Source organism: Bartonella eidoli (assembly GCF_036576145.1).
In the GTDB taxonomy this organism is placed as follows: domain Bacteria; phylum Pseudomonadota; class Alphaproteobacteria; order Rhizobiales; family Rhizobiaceae; genus Bartonella.
Window position 1 is genome coordinate 208,827 of record NZ_JBAFWX010000003.1, and the last position, 26,224, is coordinate 235,050.

Here is a 26,224-nt window from a genome sequence, read left to right on the forward strand (position 1 = left end):
CTAGTTTCAAAATATTTTTTTAAAATAGAAGTATTCATATTGTATTTTGGTTGTTTTCAGAAAAAATTTTGTGGATCAATATCAATTTGAATCCGAACTGAACGAGGTATTTTAGGAGTCTTTTCAAGAATGGCACGAATAAAGCCCTGCATATCACAAGAGCGCTTCCCTTGCAGTAAAAGTCGAAAACGATAACGCCCACGCACAAGAGCCATCTGTGCTTCTGCAGGCCCCATCACAGAAATATCTGTATCTTGTGGTGCAACACGGCGTAATACACGCGCATAATATTTTGCATCTTGACGCTTTTCTGAAGACACAATCAAAGAAGCAAGCCGCCCATAAGGTGGTAAATGATATTTCTGGCGCATACCAAGCTCATGCGTATAAAAATCCCCATGTTTTTGCGAAAGCAAAGCTTGTATCACTGGATGATCGGATTGATAGGTTTGCAATAATCCTAAACTCTCTAACCCCATACGCCCTGCTCTCCCTGTAACCTGAGACAAAAGCTGAAAAGTGCGTTCACTTGCACGTAAATCACCGTTCGCAAGACCAAGATCAGCATCAATGACCCCCACTAGGGATAAGCCAGGAAAATGATGTCCCTTAGCAACTAACTGAGTCCCAATAATAATATCCACATCTCCATTTGCAATAGCTTCCAATTCTCTTCTAAGCTGACTAATCCCACCTTTAAGGTCAGTCGATAAAATTAGAAGTCGCGCCTGTGGAAAGAGAATTTCCACTTCCTCAGCAATTCTTTCTACCCCTGGCCCACAGGCCACAAGATGATCTAAAGTCCCACATTGAGGACATACTTCTGGGATCGGCTGATGATAACCACAATGATGGCATTTTAGCTGACCTTGCGAACGATGCTCCACCAACCAACTTGAACAATCTGTACAATGGAAACGATATCCACAAACTCTGCACAAAATTAAAGGCGCATAGCCACGACGATTAAGAAAAAGAAGCGCCTGTTCTCCCTTATCAAGGGTTTGTACTAAAGCCTTTTCAAGAACAGAAGAAATAAAACGCCCTTTTTGTATAACTTCCTTACGCATATCAACCACTTGTAATTGTGGCAGCGCCACCTCCTTAAAACGCGACGGCAAATTTATCCGCTGATAGCGCCCCCATAACACATTTGCTTGACTTTCAATCGAAGGTGTAGCTGAAGATAAAATAACAGGAAAATGCTCAAAATACCCTCTTGTAACCGCCATATCACGTGCATGATAAAAAATGCGCTCCTCCTGCTTATAAGCACTATCATGCTCCTCATCGACAACAATTAAACCTAGATCTTGAAAGGGTAAAAAAAGTGCCGAACGCGCTCCCGCAACAACCCGTACCCGCCCTTCTATCACTTGTCTCCACACACACTCACGACGACGTGGAGATAAATCTGAATGCCACTCTGCCGCAGATGCTCCAAAGCGAGCATAAAAACGATCTAAAAATTGCTGTGTTAAAGCAATTTCAGGCAATAAAATCAAAACTTGTTTGCCACATGTTAACGCTTGAGCAATCGCTTCGAAATAAACTTCTGTCTTTCCTGATCCCGTAACACCATCAAGCAGAAAAACTTGAAATTGAAAAGATAAAACACCTTTCCGCAACACTTCTGCTGCTGCGCCCTGCGTTCCTTCTAATACAGGAGGACAAAAATCAGGATCGGGCATCGCAACAAGATCAGGCGCTGGGATCATAACATCTTCAAAAATCCCTAGTGATTTTAATCCATCAACAACAGAAGCAGAAACACCTGCCGCATGAGAAAGACCAGAACGTGTCCACACTACTTCATCACGCACTAACTCCAAAACCCGTAATCGTGCTGGTGTTAAACGTTCAACATCTCCCCCACAATAACGCAACCCAGGTATCTGCGCTTCCGGTTCTAAAGCTGCCGAAACACACAAAACCAACCGCGCAACAAGACCAACAGGAGCCATTGTATAACGGCTGACAAAATGTAAAAATGCTATCATCTCTTTCTTTAACGGAGGGCAATCAAAAACATGAAGGATAGAATGTAACTTTTTCCCCGCAGGAAAAGCCATTTTCCCATCTTTCTGTTTTCCAACATCAACTACAAAACCACAAACTTCACGTCCCATTACTGGAACACGAACAAAAGAGCCGACCTTTACCTCCATAAAAGATGGAACTTGATAACTATAAGCCTGAGAAACAGGAAGGGGCACCAAAACCGAAACAATTTTTTTTTCTGTCACGCTTTATTCCACCTTCTGTATCAATCCCTTACCAAACCCTTTTATAGAAAACATAACCCTTGTACTTTACTCATCAATTTTTTTGTGAATTTGTGAAAAAACTTATGATCTACTACTCTATCGTTTTCAGACATATCATATTCAATATTGGCATCATAAAAAATTCGCTTTATATTGCATTCTAACATTCAATTTTTTTCGCTTATAATTCACCGACGATTCAAACACACTTATCCTTCTCCTTTTTTTGCAATCAATAGGACTGCATAAAGAGCATCATACAGAAAAGATGAAACATCAGAGATTTTATAAAAACGCTTTTAAAACCAAGGAGATTTAAAATGAAATTTTTTGTGGATAGTGCTCATATTGAAGATATCCGTGAATTACAAAATTTAGGATTAATCGATGGTGTCACCACAAATCCCTCCCTCATTTTAAAAGCGGGACGCAATATTTTCGATGTTACAAAAGAAATTTGCGCCCTTGTTAATGGCCCTATTTCTATCGAAGTTGCAGCAATTGAATTTAAAAATATCATGAAAGAAGCGGCTATTTTAGCAAAAATTTCTGAAAATATTTGTATCAAGCTTCCTCTAACATTTAATGGATTAAAAGCATGTAAAGCTCTTACAGAACAAGGGGTACAAACAAATGTCACACTCTGTTTTTCTGCGACTCAGGCCTTATTAGCAGCAAAAGCAGGCGCAACATTTATTTCACCTTTTATCGGTAGAATAGAAGACTACGGAATGAATGGCAGTAAATTAATCCATGAAATCCGCACAATTTATAACAATTATGGCTTTAAAACACAGATTTTAGCGGCATCAATCCGCACCATAAATCATGTCAAAGAAGCGGCACTAAATGGTGCAGACGTTGCAACTATACCACCTAAAATCCTAAAATCTCTCATCCAACACCCTTTAACCGATCAAGGTTTAGAAATATTCCTAAATGATTGGAAAAAAACTGGACAAAATATTGCTTAACGCTTCAAAAAATCTCTTGAAAGCAGGAGAAAAATCCGTTCAGCCAATTCCTCAGCTGCACGTTTTTTCGCATTTTCTTCTGCCTGCAATGTTGCATATTCCTGTCTAAGCCGTTCAAAAGACACATTGGCAGCCCCCACTCCTTTTGAAATAGGAACACCTTTCATATCTTGTAAGGTATAAAAAGCTCTACTTATTACAGTTCCAAGAGAAGAACGCCCCCCTTTTTCTTTATCAAGTTCTACCTGCACAGATGACCGTATGAGCACAAATGTTCGCAATGCTAATTTATATGCTGGAACAGAAGGGGTACTCCCATTACCATATAAAAGAAATAGTAAATGATTGCGCACCATTTGGCCAAAATGATCTGAAGGTTCTTCAATGATAATTTGTGCAAATTTTTTATAAAGCCCTAAACTATTTGTTCCTGAACGCTGACTATAGGAAGCAGAATCCATAACTGTTGAAGAACTGGGCACCGACACCTCACGGTAAAGCGGCTCGACCGTGCACCCACTTAAAAATGTAAATAAGAAAAAGAAAAGAGAAAAAATACAATTTTTAAAAAACAACATTAACGATCCTTTTGGGAACAATAATCATTTTTTTAATTGATTTCTCAGCCAAATGCACCTGCATAAAATCAAGAGCCAAAACAACTTCCTTTATCATCTCCTCATTAGCCGTTGCTGCAACGGTTACTTCACCACGTTTTTTACCATTAATCTGTACCGGTAAAGTATAGAAATCATCAATAATTAATGCGGTATCATAAATAGGCCAAGACTGTTCAGAAATTAATTTTCTTCCCCCTAAAGCGGCATGACATTCTTCTGCTAAATGGGGGATCATGGGTGCAATCATAGCGATAAAGAAGTCTATTGCTTGACGCAAAGATGCTTTAATTTCATCTTCAAGACTTTCCACATTGTTTAACAATGGTGCTATCACATTCAAGAATTCATAAAGACGCGCAATTGCTCGATTAAACGCAAGCTTTTCCAAATCATCTTCCACAGCGCAAAGTGTCCGATGCACCATTTTTGAAAGTTCCAAAGCCTTACCCTGTTTCCCCACACACGGCACTACTTCTTTTAAAACTGGAGCACTCGAAGACACACAACGCCAAACACGCTGTACAAAACGATACGCTCCCTCAACACCAGATTCCGTCCAGATCACATCTCGATCAGGAGGAGAATCTGATAACACAAACCAACGCACAGTATCTGCTCCATAAGATGCAATAATATCATCAGGATCAACAACATTCTTTTTCGATTTTGACATTTTTTCAATCGAACCAATTGTTACTTCACTTTGATCAGTCAATTTATAGGCATGGCGTTGACCATCTTTTTCAACAATTGAAATTTCTACTGGTGAAACCCATCCCTTATCATCTCTATAGGTTTCATGGACAACCATCCCTTGAGTAAAAAGCCCCTTAAAAGGCTCATCCCCCGACACATAACCAGCTATTTTCATGGCACGCATAAAAAAACGAGCATAGAGCAAATGTAAAATTGCGTGTTCAATTCCACCGATATATTGATGTACAGGCAACCATTGAGCTGAAATACTTTTGTCAACTGGTTCTTGTGCCCAAGGTGCCGTAAAGCGCGCATAATACCACGAAGAGTCAACAAACGTATCCATTGTATCGGTCTCACGTTTGGCTGATTGACCACAAGAAGGACAAGAAACGGCTTGCCATGTTTCATGACGTGTAAGAGGATTGCCAAGCTGATCAAAAGTCACATCATCAGGCAATACAACAGGTAAATCGGCACGTGGAACAGGAACTATCCCACAAGATGAACAATGGATCATAGGAATCGGACATCCCCAATAACGTTGACGCGAAATACCCCAATCACGCAATCTAAACTGCACTGTTTTTCTTCCTTGCGGCTGACCATTTAGCACTTGTTTTTCAAGTTTTTCAGCAGCCACCTCAAAAGCCTGTTGTGGTGTTAAACCATCTAAAAAGCCTGAATTAATCATCACTCCATCACCGGTATAAGCCATTTGAGCAATGACAAAATTTTCTTCATCAATTCCATCTGGTAGAACGACTGGACGTACAGGAAGATTATATTTACGTGCAAAATCTAAATCCCTCTGATCATGAGCGGGACACCCAAAAATAGCCCCAGTTCCATAATCCATAAGAACAAAGTTAGCAATATAAACAGGAATATGCCATGTTGAATCAAAGGGATGAACAGCCAAAATCTGTGTGCGAAACCCTTGTTTTTCAGCTGTTTCAAGAGCCTCAGTTGTCACCCCACCACACCGGCAGTTTTCTATAAAAGTCCTGAGTTCTTCATTTTTTTGCGCCAAAGCTTGTGCAATGGGATGATCGACAGACAACGCCAAAAAAGAAGCCCCAAAAAGAGTATCAGGCCGTGTTGAATAACAGACAATTTCGTTAAATGTCTCACAAAGATCATCATCCATATTTTCTGTATCTAAAGCCCAACGGATCAATAAACCTTGTGACTTACCGATCCAATTTTTCTGCATAACGCGAACTTTTTCCGGCCACTGTTCAAGTTCTTCAAGCCCTTCCAATAAGTCTTCACTTAAATCACTAATTTTGAAAAACCATTGCGTCAATTCACGCTGTTCAATCAGTGCTCCAGAACGCCAACCCCGCCCATCAACAACCTGCTCATTCGCCAAAACAGTCTGATCAACAGGATCCCAATTGACCTTAGCCACTTTGCGTATAACTAACCCCTTTTGATATAAATCAAGGAAGAGCATTTGTTGGCGATGATAATAGTCCACATCGCAGGTTGCAAATTCACGTGACCAATCCAAAGAAAGTCCTAACTGCTTTAATTGTCCACGCATCACCTCAATATTTTGATAGGTCCAAATTTTAGGATGCACTCTATTTTGCATAGCAGCATTTTCAGCTGGCATACCAAAAGCATCCCACCCCATGGGATGAAGCACATTAAATCCCTTTGCACGTTTATAGCGTGCAACAACATCTCCCATCGCATAATTACGCACATGTCCCATATGAATGCGACCAGAAGGATAAGGAAACATTTCTAAAACATAATATTTCTCACGCTTATCCTCCTCAATGGTTTGAAAAGTTTTCTTTTCATCCCAAATTGCTTGCCATTTTTGTTCTTGGACACGTGGATTATAGCGTTCAGTTGTCATTCCCATGATACTCTATTTATAAAATTGAACCAAAAAGCTTGTTTTATGCTTCACCATGAATTAAGCCCATCGTCAAGGTTTTCAATAAATATTTTACTAAGTATTTCAAAGCTTTTACAAATAATTGCCAATTCTCAAGCAAAAAGGAAAGCACGAAAATATGAGTACGTTGCACACCACTTCTCACACAGCTTCCATTGAAGCATGGAAACAACTTCAAAAAGGCATTGCTAAAATATGCCAAGACATGTGCCGCCCTGTGGAAGAGGTTCAGCTTATCGCCGTTTCAAAAACTGTATCTGCAGATAACATTGTTCCCCTTTTGCAAGTAGGCCATTCTTCTTTTGCCGAAAACCGCGTACAAGAAGCTACTGAAAAATGGCCTCTTTTACGTCAACAGTTTGATTTTATAGAGCTTCATCTTATCGGCCCTTTACAATCCAACAAAACAGCACAAGCCGTTAAAATTTTTGATGTTATTCAAACTGTTGATCGTGAAAAAATAGCCGAATGCTTGGCCAAAGAAATGCAAAAACAAAAGAAATACCTTCCCTGCTATGTTCAAGTCAATATTGGATTAGAACCCCAAAAAAGTGGGATTGAACCGCAAGAAGTTATCCCTTTTATCTCCCAATGCAAAAATCAATATGGTCTTGATATTATTGGCCTTATGGCCATACCACCAGCGCACGAAAACCCTGGTCCCTACTTTGCACTTTTGGCAAAACTAGCAAAAAAAGCAAATTTACCTAAAATATCGATGGGAATGTCCAATGATTTTGAAATCGCTCTTCAATTTGGCTCTAATGTTCTTCGCATTGGTTCAGCTTTATTTGGAAAACGCTCCACTTGATTTCATTTTACGAACATCACTGAAACACCAACAAACAACATAAAATGCTTCTTAATATGCAATCAGCATAATACTTTATTCTGAAAATACTCATAAAAAGCATTGTAATTTAATCTAATTTAAAGACTAAATCTGTCATTTAAAGAGAAACTTGCGGAAGGAGAAGTATCAAAAACATTGTAGCTCATTTTTTTCAAACAATAAATTTAGGGAGGAAATTATGTCTGAAAAAATTTACTCAATACCAGAAAATATAAAAAAAAATGCTTTAATCGATGAAGAAACCTATCAACAATGGTATCAGGAAAGCATCAATAACCCAGAAAAATTCTGGGCTAAACATGGCCAACGCATTGAATGGTTCAAACCTTATACGAAAGTAAAAAATGCTTCATTTAACAATGATGTATCAATCAAATGGTATGAAGATGGAGTAACAAATGTCTCCTATAATTGTATTGACCGTCATTTAAAAAATGACAGTAATCACATCGCTCTAATTTGGGAGGGAGATAATCCTTATCATGATAAAAAAATAACCTATCATGAGCTTTATGAACATGTCTGTCGCTTTGCTAATATCTTAAAAGATCATGGCGTGAAAAAAGGCGACAGAGTGACTATTTACCTACCAATGATCCCCGAAGCAGCCTATGCTATGCTAGCATGCGCCCGCATTGGAGCCATTCATTCAGTTGTTTTTGCCGGTTTTTCTCCTGAAGCAATAGCAGGACGCCTTATTAATTGTGAATCGACCTTTATTATTACTGCCGATCAAGGGTTGCGTGGAGGAAAATTAATTCAGCTAAAAGATAATATTGATCATGCCATTTCCATAGCAGCACGCCACAATATATATGTCAATCAAGTCATGGTTATTAAACACACTGGCGGAGAAATCAATTGGATACAAGAACGTGACTTTTGGTATCATGAAGAAATGTCCCATGCAAAGCCTGATTGCCCACCAGAAAAAATGAATGCTGAAGACCCGCTTTTTATCCTTTATACCTCAGGTTCAACAGGCAAACCAAAAGGTGTTTTGCATACAACGGGCGGCTATCTTGTTTACGCATCAATGACGCATCAATATGTTTTTGATTCACACCCAGATGAAATTTACTGGTGCACTGCTGATATTGGTTGGATTACTGGTCATTCTTATTTGATTTATGGCCCCTTATGCAACGGTACTACAACGTTGATGTTTGAAGGGTCTCCAACCTTTCCTACCCCCAGCAGATTCTGGGAAATTGTTGATAAACACCAAGTCAATACGCTCTATACTGCACCAACTGCTATTCGCACCTTAATGGGTGCAGGAAACTCATTTGTTGAACGCTCACAAAGAACATCCTTACGTCTCCTTGGAACTGTGGGTGAACCTATTAACCCTGAAGCATGGGAATGGTTTTATCATACCGTTGGCAATAATCGCTGTCCCATTCTCGATACATGGTGGCAAACAGAAACAGGAGGACATATGATTACTCCGTTGCCCGGTGCAACAAAACTTAAAGCAGGATCAGCCACACATCCTTTTTTTGGTATTCAACCTCAAATAATTGATACACAAGGAAATGTTTTAGAAGGTGAAGCGGAAGGTAATCTCTGCATCATTGACTCATGGCCTGGTCAAATGCGCACCCTGTATAATGACCATGAGCGCTTTATTCAAACCTATTTTTCCACATATAAAGGAAAATATTTTACAGGCGATAGCTGTAAACGAGACAAGGATGGCTATTACTGGATTACAGGACGTGTTGATGACATTCTCAATGTATCTGGACACAGATTAGGAACAGCTGAAATTGAATCAGCTCTTGTTTCTTATCCTGATGTTTCAGAAGCTGCAGTTGTCGGTTACCCCCACCCCATTAAAGGACAAGGTATTTACAGTTTTGTTACTTTAATGGAAGGGATCACGCCCAATGAAGAGTTACATAACAACCTTATTCAACACGTTAAAAAAGAAATAGGATCTATCGTTATATTGGATAAAATTCAATTTAGTTCTCAGCTACCCAAAACACGATCAGGAAAAATTATGAGACGGATTTTGCGAAAAATTGCCGAAAATGATTTTGATAATTTAGGAGATATTTCAACCATTTCCGAACCGCAAATTATTGACGATCTTATTGCAAACCGCCAAAATAAAGAAAACATTTCTTAACGTACAACATAAATGGAACCTTTGGTGTTTTTGCTAGAATCGCTCTAACATTCCTGCTAAAATCACCAATAAAAACAAAAATAAAATAAAAAATGTAACACTAACTAAGAAACTGAAAAGTAATGACAGAAAAGTACCCTATAGTGTAATTCAATATAGCAGCAGAAGTGGTAACTAAAAGTGATTCATTTTGAAAACGTCGGTTTACGCTACGGGATGGGCCCTGAAATTTTACGTGATATTAGTTTTCATATTCCTCCAGGATCATTTCAGTTTTTAACTGGTGTCTCTGGAGCAGGTAAAACTTCGTTGATGCGTCTAATGTTTTTGGCACTCAAACCAACTCGAGGTCATATTGACTTATTTGGAACGGATACGGCATTGCTTAAACGAAAAGAGCTGCCTGCACTACGACAACGAATTGGGGTTGTTTTTCAAGATTTTCGTTTACTCAATCACATGACAACTTATGAAAATGTCTCTTTACCCTTACGAATTAAAGGACAAGAAGAAGCAACTTATCGCAGTGAAGTAGAAGATCTTTTACATTGGGTAGGGCTTGGAAATCATATTCATGTTTTACCTCCCGTTCTTTCCGGTGGAGAGAAACAAAGAGTAGCAATTGCCCGAGCACTCATTGACCAGCCAGAAATTCTTCTAGCTGATGAGCCAACAGGAAATGTTGATCCTCCTCTAGCAAAACGCTTATTACGTTTATTTATTGAATTAAACCGTTTTGGAACAGCTGTCATCATTGCCACCCATGATATCGCACTGATGGAACAAGTTGCAGCACGACGTATGATTCTTCATAACGGACGGATGAAAATTCATGAATAAATTTTTTTCAATTTTTTCAAGTAATAAAAAAACCACAACTGCTATTATTCCTAGCGATAACATTTCTGGGAAAGCATTAGTTGCAGTCATCGCAATTATGACATTTTTATCAAGCCTGACATTGGTTGGTGTTGATTTAGTACAAAATGCTGCCAACAATTGGAGCAGTCAAATTAGCTATGAAGCAACAATTCAAATACGCCCCGTCGAAAATGTTGATATAGAAAAAGCTCTTCGTGATGCTGTTAAATTGGTTAAAACATTTCATGGTGTACAAGATGCCACAATTGTTGACAAAAAATCCACGGAAAAATTACTCGAGCCATGGCTTGGAACAGGTTTAAACTTAAATGAATTACCACTTCCCCGCCTTATCATCGTAACACTTCAAGAAAATAAAAATGTTGATTTTTACGCAATAGATCAAACAATCAAAAAACAGATTCCAGGAGCTCATTTTGATAATCATCGTGTTTGGGTAAACCGTTTTACGAAAATGGCACATACAACTATTTTCATTGGCTTCTCAGTTTTAATACTGGTTTTAGGATCACTTATACTTACGGTTATTTTTGCTACATGCAATGCATTGTCAGAAAACTCTCATATTATCAATGTACTATATTTTCTCGGTACTGAAACACTTTTCATTGCTCGGCAATTTGACTGGCATTTTTTTAAAACGGCACTACGTGGCGCTATATATGGTAGTGCTACAAGTATATTCCTATTTTGTTCTTTCTCCTTTTGGATAAATTATAACCTCAGCAAAGTTGAAGCTAATCAAGTCACTGCCTTGTTTGGACATTTTTCCATAAGCTCAATCCCTTATGGCAAAATTATTGTGCTTATTCTTTTTGTTTCGTTCCTTACCATGCTTACGAATAGAATGACCATTCTGGCACAACTTAAAAATATCGACCAATGTGAAAACGGTTTGTTTTAATTCATGACCCATAACTCATACAATCTCAAAAAATCAAAAGAAAGTAATTTAGAACGTTCATTTCAAAAGCGAAGCATATTCAATATATGGCATCCTCGTTGCTTATTTTGCTACTTTCCACCGATAGCGATTTTTCTTTTAAGTATAACTTTCCTCTTTTGCGTTGGCTTCATTGTTTTTTCAGAAAAAACTGGGCAGCTTAAGCCACCACCCAACCCTTTACCCAAAGCAGATGCGATCATCGTCCTCACAGGTGGAGAAAACCGAATAAAAACAGGACTAACTCTTTTACAACAAGGACTTGGTTCACGTCTATTAATTAGTGGCGTAAATACAACAACCAGCCTTTCTAACCTCATTCGCATCAACCAGACTCATCAACTCAATCCCCAGTTTTTCACCTGTTGCATTGATATCGGCCATAAAGCCACCAATACAAAAGGAAATGCCGCAGAAAGCACTGATTGGATCAAAAAGAACCATTATAAGACAATTTATATCGTCACCCATGATTATCATATGTGGCGCTCTCTACGGGAGCTCAAATATTTAATGCCTCACATAAACTTTATTGCTTACCCAGTGAAAAACAATAACGCTAAAAGCTCAATACAACAAATCAATCAAATACGCATTCTTGCATTTGAATATATTAAAACTATTGGAGTTTATATTAGAACTACATTTTGATCTTGCTATTTATATTTCCCAGCCAGCCCCCTAGGAACATTTAAATTACGCGCCCACATATCGTTAACGACCGTAAATACCATGGCTCTGCGTAGCAAGGTCACTTTAATATTTCATTCTCTTCATACGAGTTTGATGTCGCTCATTTTTCTTTGAGAACAATTTCTTTCCATAATAAAAAATATTGCTTTCTCCTCAAGTGCAATCACCCCCACCCCCTTTTTACATAACAATTTTAAAGGAACAGAGCAAAATAAACACTTATCCACCATAACTCATTGGCTTTTTTCGAAATCAATGCTCTACATATTCCCTTTTTCGCAAGCTTTAAAAACTTATGATCTCATTAAGTTTCGTTCCCTATTTTCAAAGGTAACATTTAAATTTGATATAATAGTGTAATAGATTGATTAAAACGACACCGTCTCTTTCTCAGCCCTTTTTCATTATCTAACTCAAAATTCACTTCTCCCCCCAAGAGCAAGCTCACCTTATAATTGACAATATTAATCACGTGAGAGAGCTATCACAGGATCAAGTCGTGAAGCTTGACGCGCTGGCGAAAAACCAAAACACACCCCAATAGCAGTAGAAAAAACGAGAGACAGAATGATTGAATCAATCGTATACATTAAACGGATAGGCGCTTTAAAAAATACAAACAAACCACCAATTGAAAATCCGAAAAGAATACCTAAACCACCACCAATCACACAAACCAAAACAGCTTCGATTAAAAACTGTTGCAAAATATCGCTCTGACGCGCACCAACTGCCATACGCACTCCAATTTCATTGATACGCTCAGAAACTGTAACCAACATAATATTCATCACGCCAATCCCCCCTACAATTAACGAAATTGCTGCAATGGAAGACACTAAAAGCGTTAAAATATTCGTATTTTTAGTAATCTGCTCACGAAATGTTTCTGAATTTCTAATGAAAAAATCTTTGCTACCATGCCGAACGATTAAAAAATTTTCTATCATAGTCTCTGCTAAATGTGAATCAACCTCATCAACAACTTTAAGAGTAATCGCACGAACATTTGTCGTTCCTAGAAAACGCGTTTGCACCGTTGTATAGGGTAAATAAACTTGCAATGTATTTGATACATCACCTCCATTATTCTGTGGATTTACAACACCAATAATACGTACTGGAACTTGTCCTATGTGCACCACTTTCCCAATAGGGCTCTCATGACTCTTAGGAAAAAGAATAGAAATTGCTTCTTTTTCTATTACTAAATCAACTGCCCGATTATGGATACTTTTGTGATCAAACAACCGCCCTTCAACAGCTTTAAGTCCCTGTGTTTGAAAGAACTGTTCTCCTGCCCCTATAATTACAGCATTAACTTCAACTGTATCAGAACGTATTGTCGAACTTGTCGAAACCTGAGGTGTTACACCAGCAATATAAGATAATTTAGACAAAGCTTCTGCGTCCGCTTCAACCAAACTTGTTATTTTTTGTGATTGTGGATCAGAAAAACTTTTTCCGGGAAAAATAGTTAACGTATTCGTGCCTAAACTCTTAAAATTTTCCAAAATTGTTTCCCGTGCACCATTTCCTAAAGCCACCATAGCAATAATCGCACCAATACCGATAATAACCCCGAGCATTGTTAAAAAAGTTCGCATTCTGTGTGCATTCATTGCTAATAAAGCCATGACAAACGCCTCACGAAAACGCTCAAAAGAAGACGGAAAAAAACCAAATGACTGTTGATCTTTTAAATCCTGTTTTTGATCAAAAAGTTGACTACTCTTTCTTTTTTTTGCAGCCTTTGAAATATTATCGGCAATGATTTCTCCATCACTAATTTCAATAATACGTTCTGCCCTTTCAGCTACCTGCATATCATGTGTAACAATGATAATCGTGCGGCCTTCTTGATGAAGCTCATCCAAAATCCTCAAAACTTCCTGACCACTTTTTTTATCTAATGCACCCGTTGGCTCATCTGCAAGAATGACTTCGGCATTATTCATTAATGCACGAGCAATAGACACACGTTGCTGCTGCCCCCCTGAAAGCTGACTTGGACGATAATTTACTCGATCACCCATGCCTAAACGTACTAACATATCCCGTGCACGCTTTTTTCTTGTTTCTGCTACACATCCTGCGTAAATAGCTGGAATTTCAACATTGCCGAGAGCTGTCAATTCACTCAACAAATGATAACGTTGAAAAATAAATCCAAAATGATTGCGTCTTAAAGCCGATAACTCGTCAGAAACAAGAGTAGCTGTTTCTTTACCTGAAATCCAATAGCGTCCAGAACTTGGACGATCAAGGCATCCTAAGATATTCATTAATGTGGATTTTCCTGAACCAGAAGCACCCACAATAGCAACCATTTCACCACGATTAATGGTAAGACTAATATTTTTCAAAATAGTGACCCAAGTATCACCTGATCGAAACTTACGCACAATATTTTCCAAAACGAGGATAGCATCTGTTTTTTCTTTTTTCATGCTTTACATCTCATCTTCGCTGTATACATAATCTGGCATCACCCCGTCGCTTGAGCCAGTAATCACCACATCTCCCTCATTAAGCCCTGAAACAATTTCAGCCATAACCTTGTTATTGAGCCCTACAGTCACCTGTTTTGCAACTACTTTATTTCGTCCTACCAAAAGCGAAACCCAAGCTTTATGCTCTTTTGTCTCATCACGTAAAGCGCCACTTGGAACCAATAAGACATTTTGAGCACGACCCAATATAATATGAATTTGAGCAGTCATATAAGTACGCAGTAAATTGTCCTTATTATCAACATGAATAATCCCATTATAATAGATAGCCGATGATGCTAAGCTAGAGCTTCCTATAACCCCAGGATTAATACTGACATCGCCGCGTATTGATTCAGGAGCAGGCTCTATCTTTTCTAAAATTCCTTCATAACGACGCTGTGGATCTCCCAAAACATTAAAATATACAGACTGTCCAGAACTTACTTTGAGAACATCAGCTTCTGAAATTTGTGCTTTAACCGTTACCTTTGATAAATCGCCCAAAATAACAATTGTTGGTGCTGATTGAACTGCATTCACATTCTGTCCTTCTTCCACAACTGTAGCTAAAACTGTTCCCGCAGAAGGAGCCGTCACCCTGGTGTACCCTAGATTAACCTCTGCACTATCCACATCAATTTGGGCTTGCGCAATTTGTGAACGAAGTTGAACGATTTGTGCTTCACGTATTTTTACTTGCGTTATAGCATCATCAAGATTAGCCCGTGAAATAGCACGAGCTTCAATCATTTTCTTTTGACGATCTAAATTTTTTTGAGCAAGAGAGAGATAGGCTTCTTGTTCTACCAAGCTTGCATGGTAATGAGATAATATTGCTTTTCTCTTTTTTAAATCATTCTCCTGATCTGTAGGATCAATTTCTGCTAAAAGATCTCCTTCTTTCACAACACTTCCAGGAGAAACATGCATCGACACAACGCGTCCTGTTGCTCGTGCACCAACAGCAACCAATCTATAAGGACGCACGAGACCAGAAGCTAAAACACTTTCCTCGATATCGCCACGCTTAACAACCTCTGTCATGTAAGTAGGTGTAGAGGTTCCCAAAGAAAGAGAGCGCAGCCATAACAAAAAGATAATAAAAAATGTACCCCCCAAAAACAGAGAACGTTTTTTGCGTTTCATAATGGAATCTTTGATTAACCTTTTTTTCATTTCCTTGCTTTCATACGCAAATGGGTAACACCATCGACTACTTCTGGACGTGACACATCAACCATGTTATCCCAGCCACCCCCCAGCGCTTTCATCAGCGCAATATATTGAATAGCCAAAGAAATGTAGCTATCTTTAAGCGCCATTTGCGAAGAATAATAAGAATGATTAGCGTTTAATAATTCAAGAAAACTAGTATTGCCATTTTCAAAAAGACGCTGTGAAAGTTTTAATGAATGCAGATAAGCCGCATTCGCAACAACAAGCTTTTCTAAGCGATGATGTTCTTGAGTGAATCTCACAAGCGCAGTTTCTACATCTTCTAAGGCCTCCAAAACTGCAGACCTATAGGCAATAAAAGACTGATCACGCTGTGCACGTGCCAAAGCAACAGAAGCTACAACCTGTCCTCCATTAAAAAAAGGAAAACGAAGATTTGGTCCAAAAGACCACCCAATTGTTGAATTTTTCCATAATTGACCAACTGTCGCTGCAACTGTCGAAATATTACCAGTTAAAGTGAGTGCTGGATAACGATCTGCTTCACGCTGACCAATTCGCGCTGTAGCTTGCGCATATCGGCGCTCTGCCCGTCGTAAATCTGGGCGTGTTAATAAAATATCAGCAGGAATTCCTGCCGATATAGGCCAGGGTGGCTGTGGAATTTTCGCATCTTTAGCACTTTTTTGCAAAAGATCATTCAAAGCCATAGGCACACGACCAGTTAAAACGGAAAGACGATGAATACTCCTTGCTAAATTAGCTTCCATCTGTGGTATATCTGCTTCTGTATTGGCCATTTGCGCTTGCGCATTTGAAAAATCAAGCTCCGACACATCACCAGCTTTTAATTTAGCGCTTACTAACTTCAATGTCTTACGCTGTAATGCAGCAATTTGCCGTACAATCAACAGTTTCTGTTGCCAACCACGGACTTCAATATAATTTGTTGCCACGTCTCCCAACAACGTCACCATTGTGGCACGCATATCTTCCACAACCGCTTCAAGGCCATAACGTGCTGCCTCAACTGCCCGTTTATGTCCACCAAAAAAATCAAGTTCCCAGCTTGCATCAAAACCGCCATGATACTGGCTTAAAGACGTATCAGCCTGCCCAGAGCTGCGGTTTCCTGAGATTGAAGTTGATAGGCTTGGCGCAAGATACCCAACAGCCTGCCCTAAACTAGCACGCGCTTCGCGAACCCGCGCTTTAGCAATAGCAACACTATTATTTTCAGCAATAGCATAATTTATTAATTCATTTAAAATAGGATCATTCAAACGCCGCCACCATTCTGCAAGAACGACTGAATGTTTAGGAGTTTGAGAAGAAGAAAGAGACTGTTGTCCCCAAGATGCTGGAACACGAAATGATGTTTTATGATAATCAGGTCCAACTGTACATCCTGATAATACTAGAAAGCATAAAAAAATATTATAAAACAAATCCTTTGAAGCAATCAGCTTTAGATTTCTAACAAGCATTCACTCTCCAATATTTTCCTAGAATCAATCTGTTAACGTTTTATTTACTAAGATTCTTATTTCAAATTTATTTTGAAAAATCAAATATAGTTTGTACTGGAAAGTGATTTAAAAGACAGTTTCACCCTCTTTATTTTGAAAAGTCAAATATAATCTATACTGAAAAGTAATATGAAGGACAGTCTATCCTCTTTATTGTGAAGTAATCAAATATAATCCATCTTGGGAAGTAATATGAAGGACAGTCCCACTCTCTTTATTGTGAAAAATTAAATATAGTCTGTACTGGAACGTGATCTGAAGGACGATCCCATCCTCGTGCAGTACGAAAAATTGAAACATCTGTAACAAAAGGAACCAAATCTGGAGAAGACCAAATATGATCAAGCCGTCGGCCACGATCAGAAAGGGACCAGTTGCGTGCACGATAGCTCCACCATGTATAAAGTTTAGCAGGAACAGGAAAATAAACACGCATCACATCAACCCACCCACCTTGACAACATAAAGCCTGTAAACGCTCAGTTTCTATCGGCGTATGACTTACGACTTTTAATAATTGTTGATGAGACCAGACATCATCTGCCAAAGGAGCAATATTGAGATCCCCCAATAAAAGCGACGACAAACCATCTCCCTCATCGGCATGGATGGAAAACATTTCCTCTAAAAAATCAAGCTTATGACGGAATTTTTCATTCACCTGAGCATCAGGCACATCACCTCCTGCTGGAACATAAAAATTATGAACCCGAAGCTTTTTATCATAAGCTTCAATAACCACCGAGATATGACGGCAATCTTTCTTTTCACAAAAGAGACGCTTTTCAACACTCTTAAAAGGAAAACGTGAAACAATTGCCACGCCGTTGTAAGATTTTTGTCCACTCAATGCAATATGCTTATAACCGGCAGCTTCAAAGGCTTCACGTGGAAATAAGTTATCTGGACATTTTGTTTCTTGTAAGCACAGCACATCTGCAGGAAATTTGTCCAAATAATGAAAAACCTGCGCAAGACGCAAACGAATGGAATTGATATTCCAGGTAGCAATACGAAAAAACATCAATTTCAATTCCTATGATGCGATACTGAAACATTTTTATAGGGAAGTTTAAACATTCCATCAGCAAACCTAACAGCTGTTCGCACATTCATGATTTGAACAGTTGTTTCCAAATTTTGTTGATCAACAATTGTCCATTGTCGCAAAACATAACTTTTAGAATCAAAAACCATTCTTATTTGCCCTCTGCCAATAGTTTTATCACGCAAAACCATCATCACAGCCCCCGGATACTCATGAAAATCCAATAATCTCCCTGATGATAAATCAATTTTATCACTTAATAAAAATTTCATTGGAGTTTGAGAAAGTTTAGAAAAATTCCAAGTATTCAAAACACGATTATGAATGCCCACAAATTGACCGTCTGCTATAATTTGTAAAGGCCATTTTTTGTAAGAAAAACGAATCTTTCCTGGACGCTCTAAGTAAAATTTTCCTTCTGTTATTTTCCCTTTTGGACTAAACTGAATAAAATCACCGGTCATTGTTTTTATTGCCGCAAAATGATTGGCAATTTTTTGTGCCCGCATCACCTGGCTAGATGATTGTGATAAAGCAGGAAAAGCTAAAAACAAAAAGATAATCACTTTAGTGAATCCAAACACTTTTCTCCACCTTAAAAAAAACGTTTTCATAAAAATGCTCCTGAGCAATACATATTTACTGCAAATATACATGATCAATAAATGACCTTCTTTAAAGGATATTGTTTGAAAAAAACAAAAAGACTTTTATTTTAAAAAGATTCTTCTTTCGCAGGAACTAAAATGTCTCGTTTACCCGCGTGATTGGCCGGCCCAATAATTCCTTCTTCTTCCATACGCTCAATTAAAGAAGCAGCACGGTTATAGCCAATTCCTAAACGACGTTGAATATAAGAAGTTGAAGCTTTACGGTCACGAAGAACAACTGCAACGGCTTGACTATATGGGTCATCTGCTGGAGGAGAAGTAAGCGAAACATCGGCACCATGTTCTGCAGTTTCTTGTGTAATGGTTTCCAAATAATCAGGCAGCGCCTGCGCTTTAAGATGTGCGACAACTTGCTCAACCTCATCATCAGAGACAAATGGCCCATGAACACGTTGGATACGCCCTCCCCCCATCATGAAAAGCATATCTCCTTGCCCCAATAACTGCTCAGCCCCCTGCTCACCAAGAATTGTGCGACTATCAATTTTTGAACTCACAGAGAAAGAAATGCGTGTAGGGAAATTGGCTTTTATAGTTCCTGTAATCACATCCACTGAAGGTCGCTGTGTAGCCATAATGACATGAATGCCAGCAGCACGCGCCATTTGTGCTAAGCGTTGTACTGCTCCTTCAATATCTTTTCCAGCAACCATCATCAGATCTGCCATTTCATCGATAATAACAACGATATAGGACATAGGACTTAAATCAAGATTTTCTGTTTCATAAAGGGGTTCACCGGTCTCACGATCAAATCCAACTTGAACTGTACGCACCATTGCTTCACCTTGGCTCTCTGCCTCTTTAAGCCGCGCATTAAATCCATCAATATTGCGGACTCCCACTTTGGACATTTTGCTGTAGCGTTCTTCCATTTCACGAACGGCCCATTTAAGCGCAATCACTGCTTTTTTAGGATCTGTTACCACAGGCGTTAACAAGTGTGGAATACCATCATAAACTGAAAGCTCAAGCATTTTAGGATCAACCATGATTAAACGACATTCCTCAGGTGTCATACGGTAAAGAAGTGATAAAATCATAGTATTAATAGCAACAGATTTTCCTGAACCTGTTGTCCCCGCAACCAAAAGATGCGGCATTTTTGCTAAATCCGCAATCACCGTTTCACCGCCTATTGTCTTACCTAAAGCAAGCCCTAATTTTGCTTTGCTATCTGTGAAGTCTTTTGCCTGCAAAATTTCTCTTAAATACACCATCTCACGTTTTGCATTAGGCAATTCTATTCCAATTACATTACGTCCTGGAACCACAGCAACACGCGCTGATATCGCGCGCATAGAGCGTGCAATATCATCCGCTAAACCAATGATGCGAGAAGACTTAATGCCAGCAGCTGGCTCAAATTCATATAAAGTCACGACTGGGCCAGGACAAGCATCAATAATTTTTCCCTTAACCCCGAAATCTAATAGGATACCTTCAAGCTCGCGAGAATTTTTTTTCAAAACACTAGGAGAAAGTTGTGCATCTTTTACTGCCGATGAAGGAACTGAAAGATAATCCAAAACTGGAAGAAGAAAACCATTTTTTGAAGAAGATGCTAAAGACTTAAAGGAACGGCTTTTAACGGAAGAATCAGACATCTGATTTTTATGTTGTTTACCTTGCGTTTTTTCATCAAAAAAAACTGGCTCAACTCGATCCAGCAACTTTTCTTGTTTTTTCGACTGCCGATTCGAGCGAAAAAAATGGAAAAATCGTGCTTGTAAAAAATAAAACAAATGTAAAACTGCTCCAAAAGTTGTAGCAAAAAAACCGTTTTGTACTTCGTCCACAGAATTTTCCTCATCTTCAGACATATCAAAAACTGGATCCACAACTTCAGCCTTCTGATTTTTTCTCTCTTCTCTTTCATTTATTTTGCGCCGCCAGACAACATTACCAGCAAAAGAAGCCACCACAATTCCCAAAAATGCAAGAATAACTCCCAAGAGCACACTCTGGAAAGGAGAAGGAAAAAAAGGAAAAACTAAATAAAAAGCATTTAAAATTTTATCACCTAAAACACCCCCTAACCCTATAGGCAATGGCCAATATGTAAACGAAACCAACGGTGTCATAAAAGCAAAAGACATTAAAAGAAAAACCGTTGATAACACCCATAAACAAAAGCGAAAAATTAAGTTATGAATATCTTTTTGTGCTAACAAAAGAAATGACCAAAAAAGTGGTGGTAATAAAACACCAAGACTTGCCAAACCAAAAAACTGCATGACAAAATCTGAAAAAATAGCACCTGTCCACCCCATAAAATTTGTAACTTCATTTGAAGTTGCATACGTCAATGACGGATCTGCAACATTCCAAGTCACTAAAGCTAAAACACAAAAAATGATGAAGCCCAACAGCCCAAGCCCAATGAAGACACCAATCTGACGTAAAAACATCCTAATGAGAGGAGACCCTTGAGAGCTTGACGCTTCTAACAAATCATAAGGAGGGGAATTCTGATGCATTCATCAATCCTAAATACAAAGCTCTCATAAATCTTATATTACCCCCCCTTGCACTGCAACTAAAGAATTATAAAATAGTGGTTCAAAAATGTTAATACAGCTTTAACCATCATAATAATAATTTTCTTTAATATTGTACAAAAATGATATTTAATAAAGGTATTGATTTTTTAAAAAGTAATAAAAAGAAACGTTGTGTATTCTGATCTCGATAATAACACAAAGCAATGTGATCTCTTAATAGCCGGGGGTGGAGCTGCTGGTTTAACGACAGCAATAGCGCTTAAACAAGCTGCACCTAGTCTGAATATTAATATCGTTGATGCATCTCCTTCAGGGAATATTCCCACTTTCAATATACGAACAACTGCTCTCACTGCCGCTTCTATTCGTATGTTTAAACAATTGCAATGCTGGGAAAATATCAAACCAGATGCCCAACCTATTCATTCAATGATAATTACTGATTCAAATACAAATGACCCTATCAAGCCAAATTTTTTAACCTTTGGAGAAGATACTTCTCTCAATGAGCCCTTTGCAACAATGGTTGAACATAAAAAACTTATCAGTGTTTTAAAAAGCCGTGCAAAACATCTCAATATTGCTTTCATAAAAAACATACGTGTTGTTGATTTTCGCCAGGAAAAACAATACACAACTGTCACTTTAAGCAATGAAGAGATATTACAAACAAAGTTGTTGATTGCTGCTGATGGAGCCCATTCTCAATTACGCGAAAAAGCAGGCCTTAAAAGTTTTTCTCGCCCTTATAAGCAGACAGCAATTATATGTATAATTGAACATGAAAAACCTCATAATGGTCAAGCAGTCCAGCATTTTTTACCTGCTGGACCTTTTGCTATTCTCCCTCTCAAAGGAAACCGATCAGCCATCGTATGGAATGAGCATCACCACACTGCTCAATATTACTTGAAAGCTGATTCTATTATTTTTGAAACAGAAATTGAAAAACGTATTGGCCACCGATTAGGAAAACTCTCATGGAATGGAGAACGTCAGTCTTTTCCGTTAACTCTTTCCTTAACACGCCAATGTATTAAACCTCGTTTTGCTCTTGTTGGTGACGCTGCTCATACAATTCATCCCATCGCAGGACAAGGGCTTAACTTAGGGCTATGCGATAGTGCTGCTTTGGCTGAGGTTATTATAGATACAGTGCGATTAGGTCTTGATATTGGTTCCATCATTGCCCTCGAACGCTATCAAAGCTGGAGACGTTTTGAAATTGTACGCATGGCTCTGAGCAATGATTGGCTTAATAAACTCTTTTCGAATGATAGCCTTTTTTTGCGAACGTTTCGCGATATTGGACTTGGAATTGTTAATCAAATGCCTAAAATGAAACAATACCTTATTCAAGAAGCTTCTGGGCTTACTCCCAACGCACCACGCCTTTTGCGCGGACTCCCTCTCTAATCAAAAACTAAAAACTCTCCCGCGCTTTATAGGTTATGCATCAATCTTCCTTTTATTGGAATAAATTTATCCAAAACATCGTTCCCTTCTAAAAACCTCTTACCATTTTTATAATGCTAAATCATCTTTAATATTAAGCTTAAAAAAACTTATACATAAGTACGCTTTTTAAAATAGTATTTACAAACTTTCCGTCTGTGCACCCTTCATACACCAGAAAACACTTTAAAAACTCCCCTAATCAAAATCCGTATGACTAAAAATAGAATCAATCAATATGTGATAACCTTTCGAATTTAATGCGTTTATTTATGTTTGTTATACAAATAAAGCCCAACAAGGTAGAATATATTAAACATCGCATTAGATATTTTGATGCAGAGAATTATCGCAACAATATATTATTTCAATTTACTATAAATGATTCTCTATAGCTCATTCAAATTGCATATGTGTTGCTATGATACCTCTAGCTCCTCAAGAGAATAACCACTTTCTAACCATTCTTTAATCCATTTAGGTTTACGTCCACGCCCATTCCATAATTCCCATTGATTATTAGGGTTTCTATAACAGCGTTCTTTACTGACAAGATCTGCGATATCTATTCCATGTGCATTAGCAATTTCAAGGATTTTTTGCCTTGCATGCTGCTTTTCTTTGGCTTGCCGTTTTTTCAATTCCACATCAATTTGAGCGCGCATTTCTTGTAATTCAGCAAGATTCATGTGCTTGAAATCATTCACCTTATTACCTCCCTCGCAAAAAAGAATTATGCCTCGTCATATTTTGAACACAATTTATAGACAATTTCTCTTTGTTTCTTATCGAAATTAGAATTGTGATGAGTATATCACTTTTACGGAGGTGTATTTTGGACCACAGAAAGTTGTTTGTTTGTGTACCGGCTACCACCACTTTATTCTTTTTCGATTCAATTTCTGGAATTGGGAAACAAAGATCAGCAGCATCGTTCTGCCTCTCTAATTTCCGTAGCCTAGAAACCAAAAACAAATATAAATCGCTAACATATAAGTTATTGCAATCCTTCACAAAGGACAAGTCCTTCGTATGTAACAGTGTAGTAATTTATTTTGGCAATAAGAAGTATTTGAATTCTCGGATAGTTGTAGCTTTATATAAATCGCTTTTCAAAAAAATAAAGCTAGTAAGGGCTCGTACTAAGCAATCACTCCTAATAAACCAAAGAGGAAAGTTTTCGTTTAAGTCTGTTTTATTCCTTTACAATATTTCTCATTTGTTCCGTATATTTAGCATAAATTCATGCGTTGATTGTGTATCAATGCACTCCAAAGACATTTTGAGGAGCTATAGGGTTTGTGATCGTAAGGAGCTTATTTTTGGATTAAGTAATTTCATTCAACAAATTTACAATAATGCTAGACAGAAGTGTTTGCGCAATCTGCATAACATTAATGTTGATACCCGTGAAATTTTTTATCATTTGGTGCTTTGCAAATGACTATTCCAAACTTTGTGACGCGTATGACTGCATACATTTCTGCTATTAATGCAACGATGTTTTCGTTTGTTTGCCAAACTTTAAAAGTTGGCTATGCACTAAAAGGTAATGGAAACTATGACTTGTTACGTTACTTGTCTGTATCTGAAAAGGTAAAGATAATAGTTCACCAGCCTAAATATAATAAATATGACCGTCATATAGGGTTGAGAGAAGCGGATATAGAAACTCTTAAACGACTCATTGATTTACCTAATTTATGCAAAAGGCTTAAAATTATACAAATTTCTCTAACTCATTGCCGCAAAGGTGTAACATTACAGTATAGATTTAAGGATATCACGCGACAACCCGTTTTAAGCTTTTACAATATAAATGATTTTAAGCATGGCTTTTTAAGTTCTTGCGTAAAAAAAGTCACCTCATATGTGAGAGTGCAAGCTTTTGTGTTCATATCTTTAAATGATAAATTACAAAAGCTGATACAATTCCAAATTAAAAAGCAAGAGGAGATGGTATAATGAAGTCTTCGACTGTTTTTCAAAAAAATTGGTGGGTGCATTTAAACATACAATGGTAACGTTTGTGATGCTTTTGCAGCAGAATATTTTCTCTTATTTCAAGGGTAAAAGTGATGCTTTAGCACTTATAAGTTAAAGTTTTAATTTTTAAAGGATGCATTGATGAAAATTGGATAAAAGAATATTAAAGCTCTAATTAGTAAGATTGGATGAAATCTATTCTAATTGAGGGCTAAAAAATGAAAATGATAGAACAAAATAGTGTTGATATAGCATTTAATCAAAAAGAAGCACGTGAAGTTACGGTTGTAATGCGTTCAGAACGAGAGTGGTATTTTACATTTGTTGCAGATGATCCAATAACTGGAAAACCAGATAAATATGCACTTCTTACGCAGAGAGGCAAGTTGAGAACTTGGGTTGATCCTAAATATCTCTTTAAGTTTCTTCATGAAAGAGGTGTTGTTTGCGGCAATTTCAATCTTAATCAGGATAAATAGTATGAAGAAACTAAATGTTATAAAAAAAGTAGGCAACAGTAAAATTGTTGAGACTACCTCAATTGTTGCTATACTTTTTATATCTCATTCTGTCTATGCTCAAGCACCACAACAAACGACAGGTTTAAAAAAAGCTGCAAGCGCCTTACAAACCTTAAAGGATCAGTTAGATTTGATAATTCCTGTTGCAGCTGCTGTCATACTTTTATGTTTAGCAATTGGTTATGCGGGACGTTTCATTGAAAGAGATACATTCTTACGTTGGTCTGTCGGTGTCATCCTCGCTGGATCAGCAGCAGAGATTAGTAAGATGTTTTTTGATCATAAGTAATGTCAATAACAAGCTGTATAATATGTACAAACAATATGACACAAAATGTTTATATAAAAAAATGTAAACGCGATTATGATTTTATCATTTTTTCTAAGATAAAATAAATATTGTTTAAATAGTTTTAATATTGATTAAGGATAAAAGATATGAGAGACTTAACAACTTTTCAGTCAAAGATGAATAATAAAATCACTTTTGCTATTGCGGCTATGACCATATTCTTTATGGATAATCCTGCATTTGCTAAAGATGAACTGAAAAAAGCTAAAGATACTATAGACTCTCTGCAAACAGAATTGGGTAAAATCGTTCCTACTTTGGCCGCTGTCATACTTTTATGTTTAGCAATCAGTTATGCAGGGCGTTTCATTGAAAGAGATACATTCTTACGTTGGTCTGTCGGTGTCATCCTCGCTGGATCAGCAGCAGAGATTAGTAAGCTGTTAATAGGATAATGAAATTATCTTAAACTATAGAACACAAAACGTTTTATTTAGAAATAATATTTGGTATAATAGTTGTCATATGTAAACGGTTATACTGTTTATACTATAATAGTAATAAATA

Annotated in this window: 21 protein-coding genes; 11 read left to right on the forward strand and 10 right to left on the reverse strand. The window is 37.7% G+C overall.

Annotation, left to right across the window (positions count from 1 at the left end; genetic code table 11):
• Nucleotides 1-56: 56 nt before the first annotated feature.
• Nucleotides 57-2,246 (reverse strand): primosomal protein N', encoded by a 2,190-nt coding sequence (locus tag V5N68_RS03485; protein ID WP_332065791.1) that lies wholly within the window; start codon nucleotides 2,244-2,246, stop codon nucleotides 57-59.
• 341 nt (nucleotides 2,247-2,587) lie between these two features.
• Between V5N68_RS03485 and fsa the strand changes: the two genes are divergently transcribed.
• Nucleotides 2,588-3,241, forward strand: a complete 654-nt coding sequence (gene fsa / locus V5N68_RS03490; protein WP_332065792.1) for a fructose-6-phosphate aldolase — start codon at nucleotides 2,588-2,590, stop codon at nucleotides 3,239-3,241.
• Here fsa and V5N68_RS03495 read toward each other — a convergent pair.
• Nucleotides 3,238-3,819: a hypothetical protein gene (locus V5N68_RS03495; protein WP_332065793.1), complete on the reverse strand. Its 582-nt coding sequence runs from the start codon at nucleotides 3,817-3,819 to the stop codon at nucleotides 3,238-3,240. The two genes, fsa and V5N68_RS03495, sit on opposite strands and share 4 nt — an antisense overlap.
• Nucleotides 3,806-6,430: a leucine--tRNA ligase gene (leuS, locus tag V5N68_RS03500; RefSeq protein ID WP_332065794.1), complete on the reverse strand. Its 2,625-nt coding sequence runs from the start codon at nucleotides 6,428-6,430 to the stop codon at nucleotides 3,806-3,808. Before leuS ends, V5N68_RS03495 begins: the two co-directional genes overlap by 14 nt.
• A gap of 160 nt (nucleotides 6,431-6,590) precedes the next feature.
• On the opposite strand from leuS, the gene V5N68_RS03505 reads away from it, so the two are divergent.
• The 5 genes from V5N68_RS03505 to V5N68_RS03525 all read left to right on the forward strand — a co-directional run bounded on the left by V5N68_RS03505 (nucleotide 6,591) and on the right by V5N68_RS03525 (nucleotide 11,938).
• Nucleotides 6,591-7,283, forward strand: a complete 693-nt coding sequence (locus tag V5N68_RS03505; protein ID WP_332065795.1) for a YggS family pyridoxal phosphate-dependent enzyme — start codon at nucleotides 6,591-6,593, stop codon at nucleotides 7,281-7,283.
• Between the two features lie 220 nt (nucleotides 7,284-7,503).
• Nucleotides 7,504-9,462, forward strand: coding sequence for an acetate--CoA ligase (gene acs, locus V5N68_RS03510; RefSeq protein ID WP_332065796.1), 1,959 nt, complete (start codon nucleotides 7,504-7,506; stop codon nucleotides 9,460-9,462).
• Nucleotides 9,463-9,642: 180 nt separating this feature from the next.
• Nucleotides 9,643-10,302: a cell division ATP-binding protein FtsE gene (gene ftsE, locus V5N68_RS03515; protein WP_332065797.1), complete on the forward strand. Its 660-nt coding sequence runs from the start codon at nucleotides 9,643-9,645 to the stop codon at nucleotides 10,300-10,302.
• Nucleotides 10,295-11,248: a cell division protein FtsX gene (locus V5N68_RS03520; RefSeq protein WP_332065798.1), complete on the forward strand. Its 954-nt coding sequence runs from the start codon at nucleotides 10,295-10,297 to the stop codon at nucleotides 11,246-11,248. Before ftsE ends, V5N68_RS03520 begins: the two co-directional genes overlap by 8 nt.
• A 3-nt stretch (nucleotides 11,249-11,251) precedes the next feature.
• Complete coding sequence (locus V5N68_RS03525; protein WP_332065799.1) at nucleotides 11,252-11,938, forward strand: YdcF family protein; 687 nt, start codon at nucleotides 11,252-11,254, stop codon at nucleotides 11,936-11,938.
• A 506-nt stretch (nucleotides 11,939-12,444) separates the two neighbouring features.
• Here the strand turns inward: V5N68_RS03525 and V5N68_RS03530 are convergent.
• The 6 genes from V5N68_RS03530 to V5N68_RS03555 all read right to left on the reverse strand — a co-directional run bounded on the left by V5N68_RS03530 (nucleotide 12,445) and on the right by V5N68_RS03555 (nucleotide 21,379).
• Entirely contained in the window at nucleotides 12,445-14,430 is a 1,986-nt protein-coding gene (locus tag V5N68_RS03530) for a MacB family efflux pump subunit (RefSeq protein ID WP_332065800.1), read from the reverse strand.
• Nucleotides 14,431-14,433: 3 nt separating this feature from the next.
• Nucleotides 14,434-15,651 carry an efflux RND transporter periplasmic adaptor subunit gene (locus V5N68_RS03535; RefSeq protein WP_332065801.1) on the reverse strand — a complete coding sequence of 406 codons (1,218 nt, stop codon included), beginning with the start codon at nucleotides 15,649-15,651 and terminating at the stop codon, nucleotides 14,434-14,436.
• Nucleotides 15,648-17,138, reverse strand: a complete 1,491-nt coding sequence (locus V5N68_RS03540) for an efflux transporter outer membrane subunit (RefSeq protein WP_332065802.1) — start codon at nucleotides 17,136-17,138, stop codon at nucleotides 15,648-15,650. The genes V5N68_RS03535 and V5N68_RS03540 overlap by 4 nt, the downstream gene beginning before the upstream one ends.
• A 256-nt stretch (nucleotides 17,139-17,394) precedes the next feature.
• Entirely contained in the window at nucleotides 17,395-18,204 is an 810-nt protein-coding gene (locus tag V5N68_RS03545) for an exodeoxyribonuclease III (RefSeq protein WP_332065825.1), read from the reverse strand.
• A gap of 5 nt (nucleotides 18,205-18,209) precedes the next feature.
• A complete protein-coding gene (locus tag V5N68_RS03550; protein WP_332065803.1) occupies nucleotides 18,210-18,842 on the reverse strand; it encodes a LolA family protein in 633 nt (210 codons plus the stop codon).
• Between the two features lie 101 nt (nucleotides 18,843-18,943).
• A complete protein-coding gene (locus V5N68_RS03555; protein WP_332065804.1) occupies nucleotides 18,944-21,379 on the reverse strand; it encodes an FtsK/SpoIIIE family DNA translocase in 2,436 nt (811 codons plus the stop codon).
• Nucleotides 21,380-21,574: 195 nt separating this feature from the next.
• On the opposite strand from V5N68_RS03555, the gene V5N68_RS03560 reads away from it, so the two are divergent.
• The gene (locus V5N68_RS03560; protein WP_332065805.1) at nucleotides 21,575-22,819 is read left to right on the forward strand and encodes a ubiquinone biosynthesis hydroxylase; all 1,245 of its coding nucleotides are present in this window, start codon (nucleotides 21,575-21,577) and stop codon (nucleotides 22,817-22,819) included.
• Nucleotides 22,820-23,277: 458 nt separating this feature from the next.
• Here the strand turns inward: V5N68_RS03560 and V5N68_RS03565 are convergent, their stop codons facing one another.
• Complete coding sequence (locus V5N68_RS03565) at nucleotides 23,278-23,565, reverse strand: H-NS histone family protein (protein WP_332065806.1); 288 nt, start codon at nucleotides 23,563-23,565, stop codon at nucleotides 23,278-23,280.
• 733 nt (nucleotides 23,566-24,298) lie between these two features.
• Between V5N68_RS03565 and V5N68_RS03570 the strand changes: the two genes are divergently transcribed.
• The 4 genes from V5N68_RS03570 (at nucleotide 24,299) to trwL (V5N68_RS03585) (ending at nucleotide 26,112) form a co-directional block, all read left to right on the forward strand.
• A complete protein-coding gene (locus V5N68_RS03570) occupies nucleotides 24,299-24,823 on the forward strand; it encodes a lysozyme family protein (RefSeq protein WP_332065807.1) in 525 nt (174 codons plus the stop codon).
• Between the two features lie 239 nt (nucleotides 24,824-25,062).
• Entirely contained in the window at nucleotides 25,063-25,323 is a 261-nt protein-coding gene (gene korA / locus V5N68_RS03575) for a KorA family transcriptional regulator (RefSeq protein ID WP_332065808.1), read from the forward strand.
• Between the two features lies 1 nt (nucleotide 25,324).
• Entirely contained in the window at nucleotides 25,325-25,654 is a 330-nt protein-coding gene (gene trwL, locus V5N68_RS03580) for a VirB2 family type IV secretion system major pilin TrwL (protein ID WP_332065809.1), read from the forward strand.
• 149 nt (nucleotides 25,655-25,803) lie between these two features.
• A complete protein-coding gene (trwL, locus tag V5N68_RS03585) occupies nucleotides 25,804-26,112 on the forward strand; it encodes a VirB2 family type IV secretion system major pilin TrwL (RefSeq protein ID WP_332065810.1) in 309 nt (102 codons plus the stop codon).
• The last annotated feature ends 112 nt before the right edge of the window (nucleotides 26,113-26,224 follow it).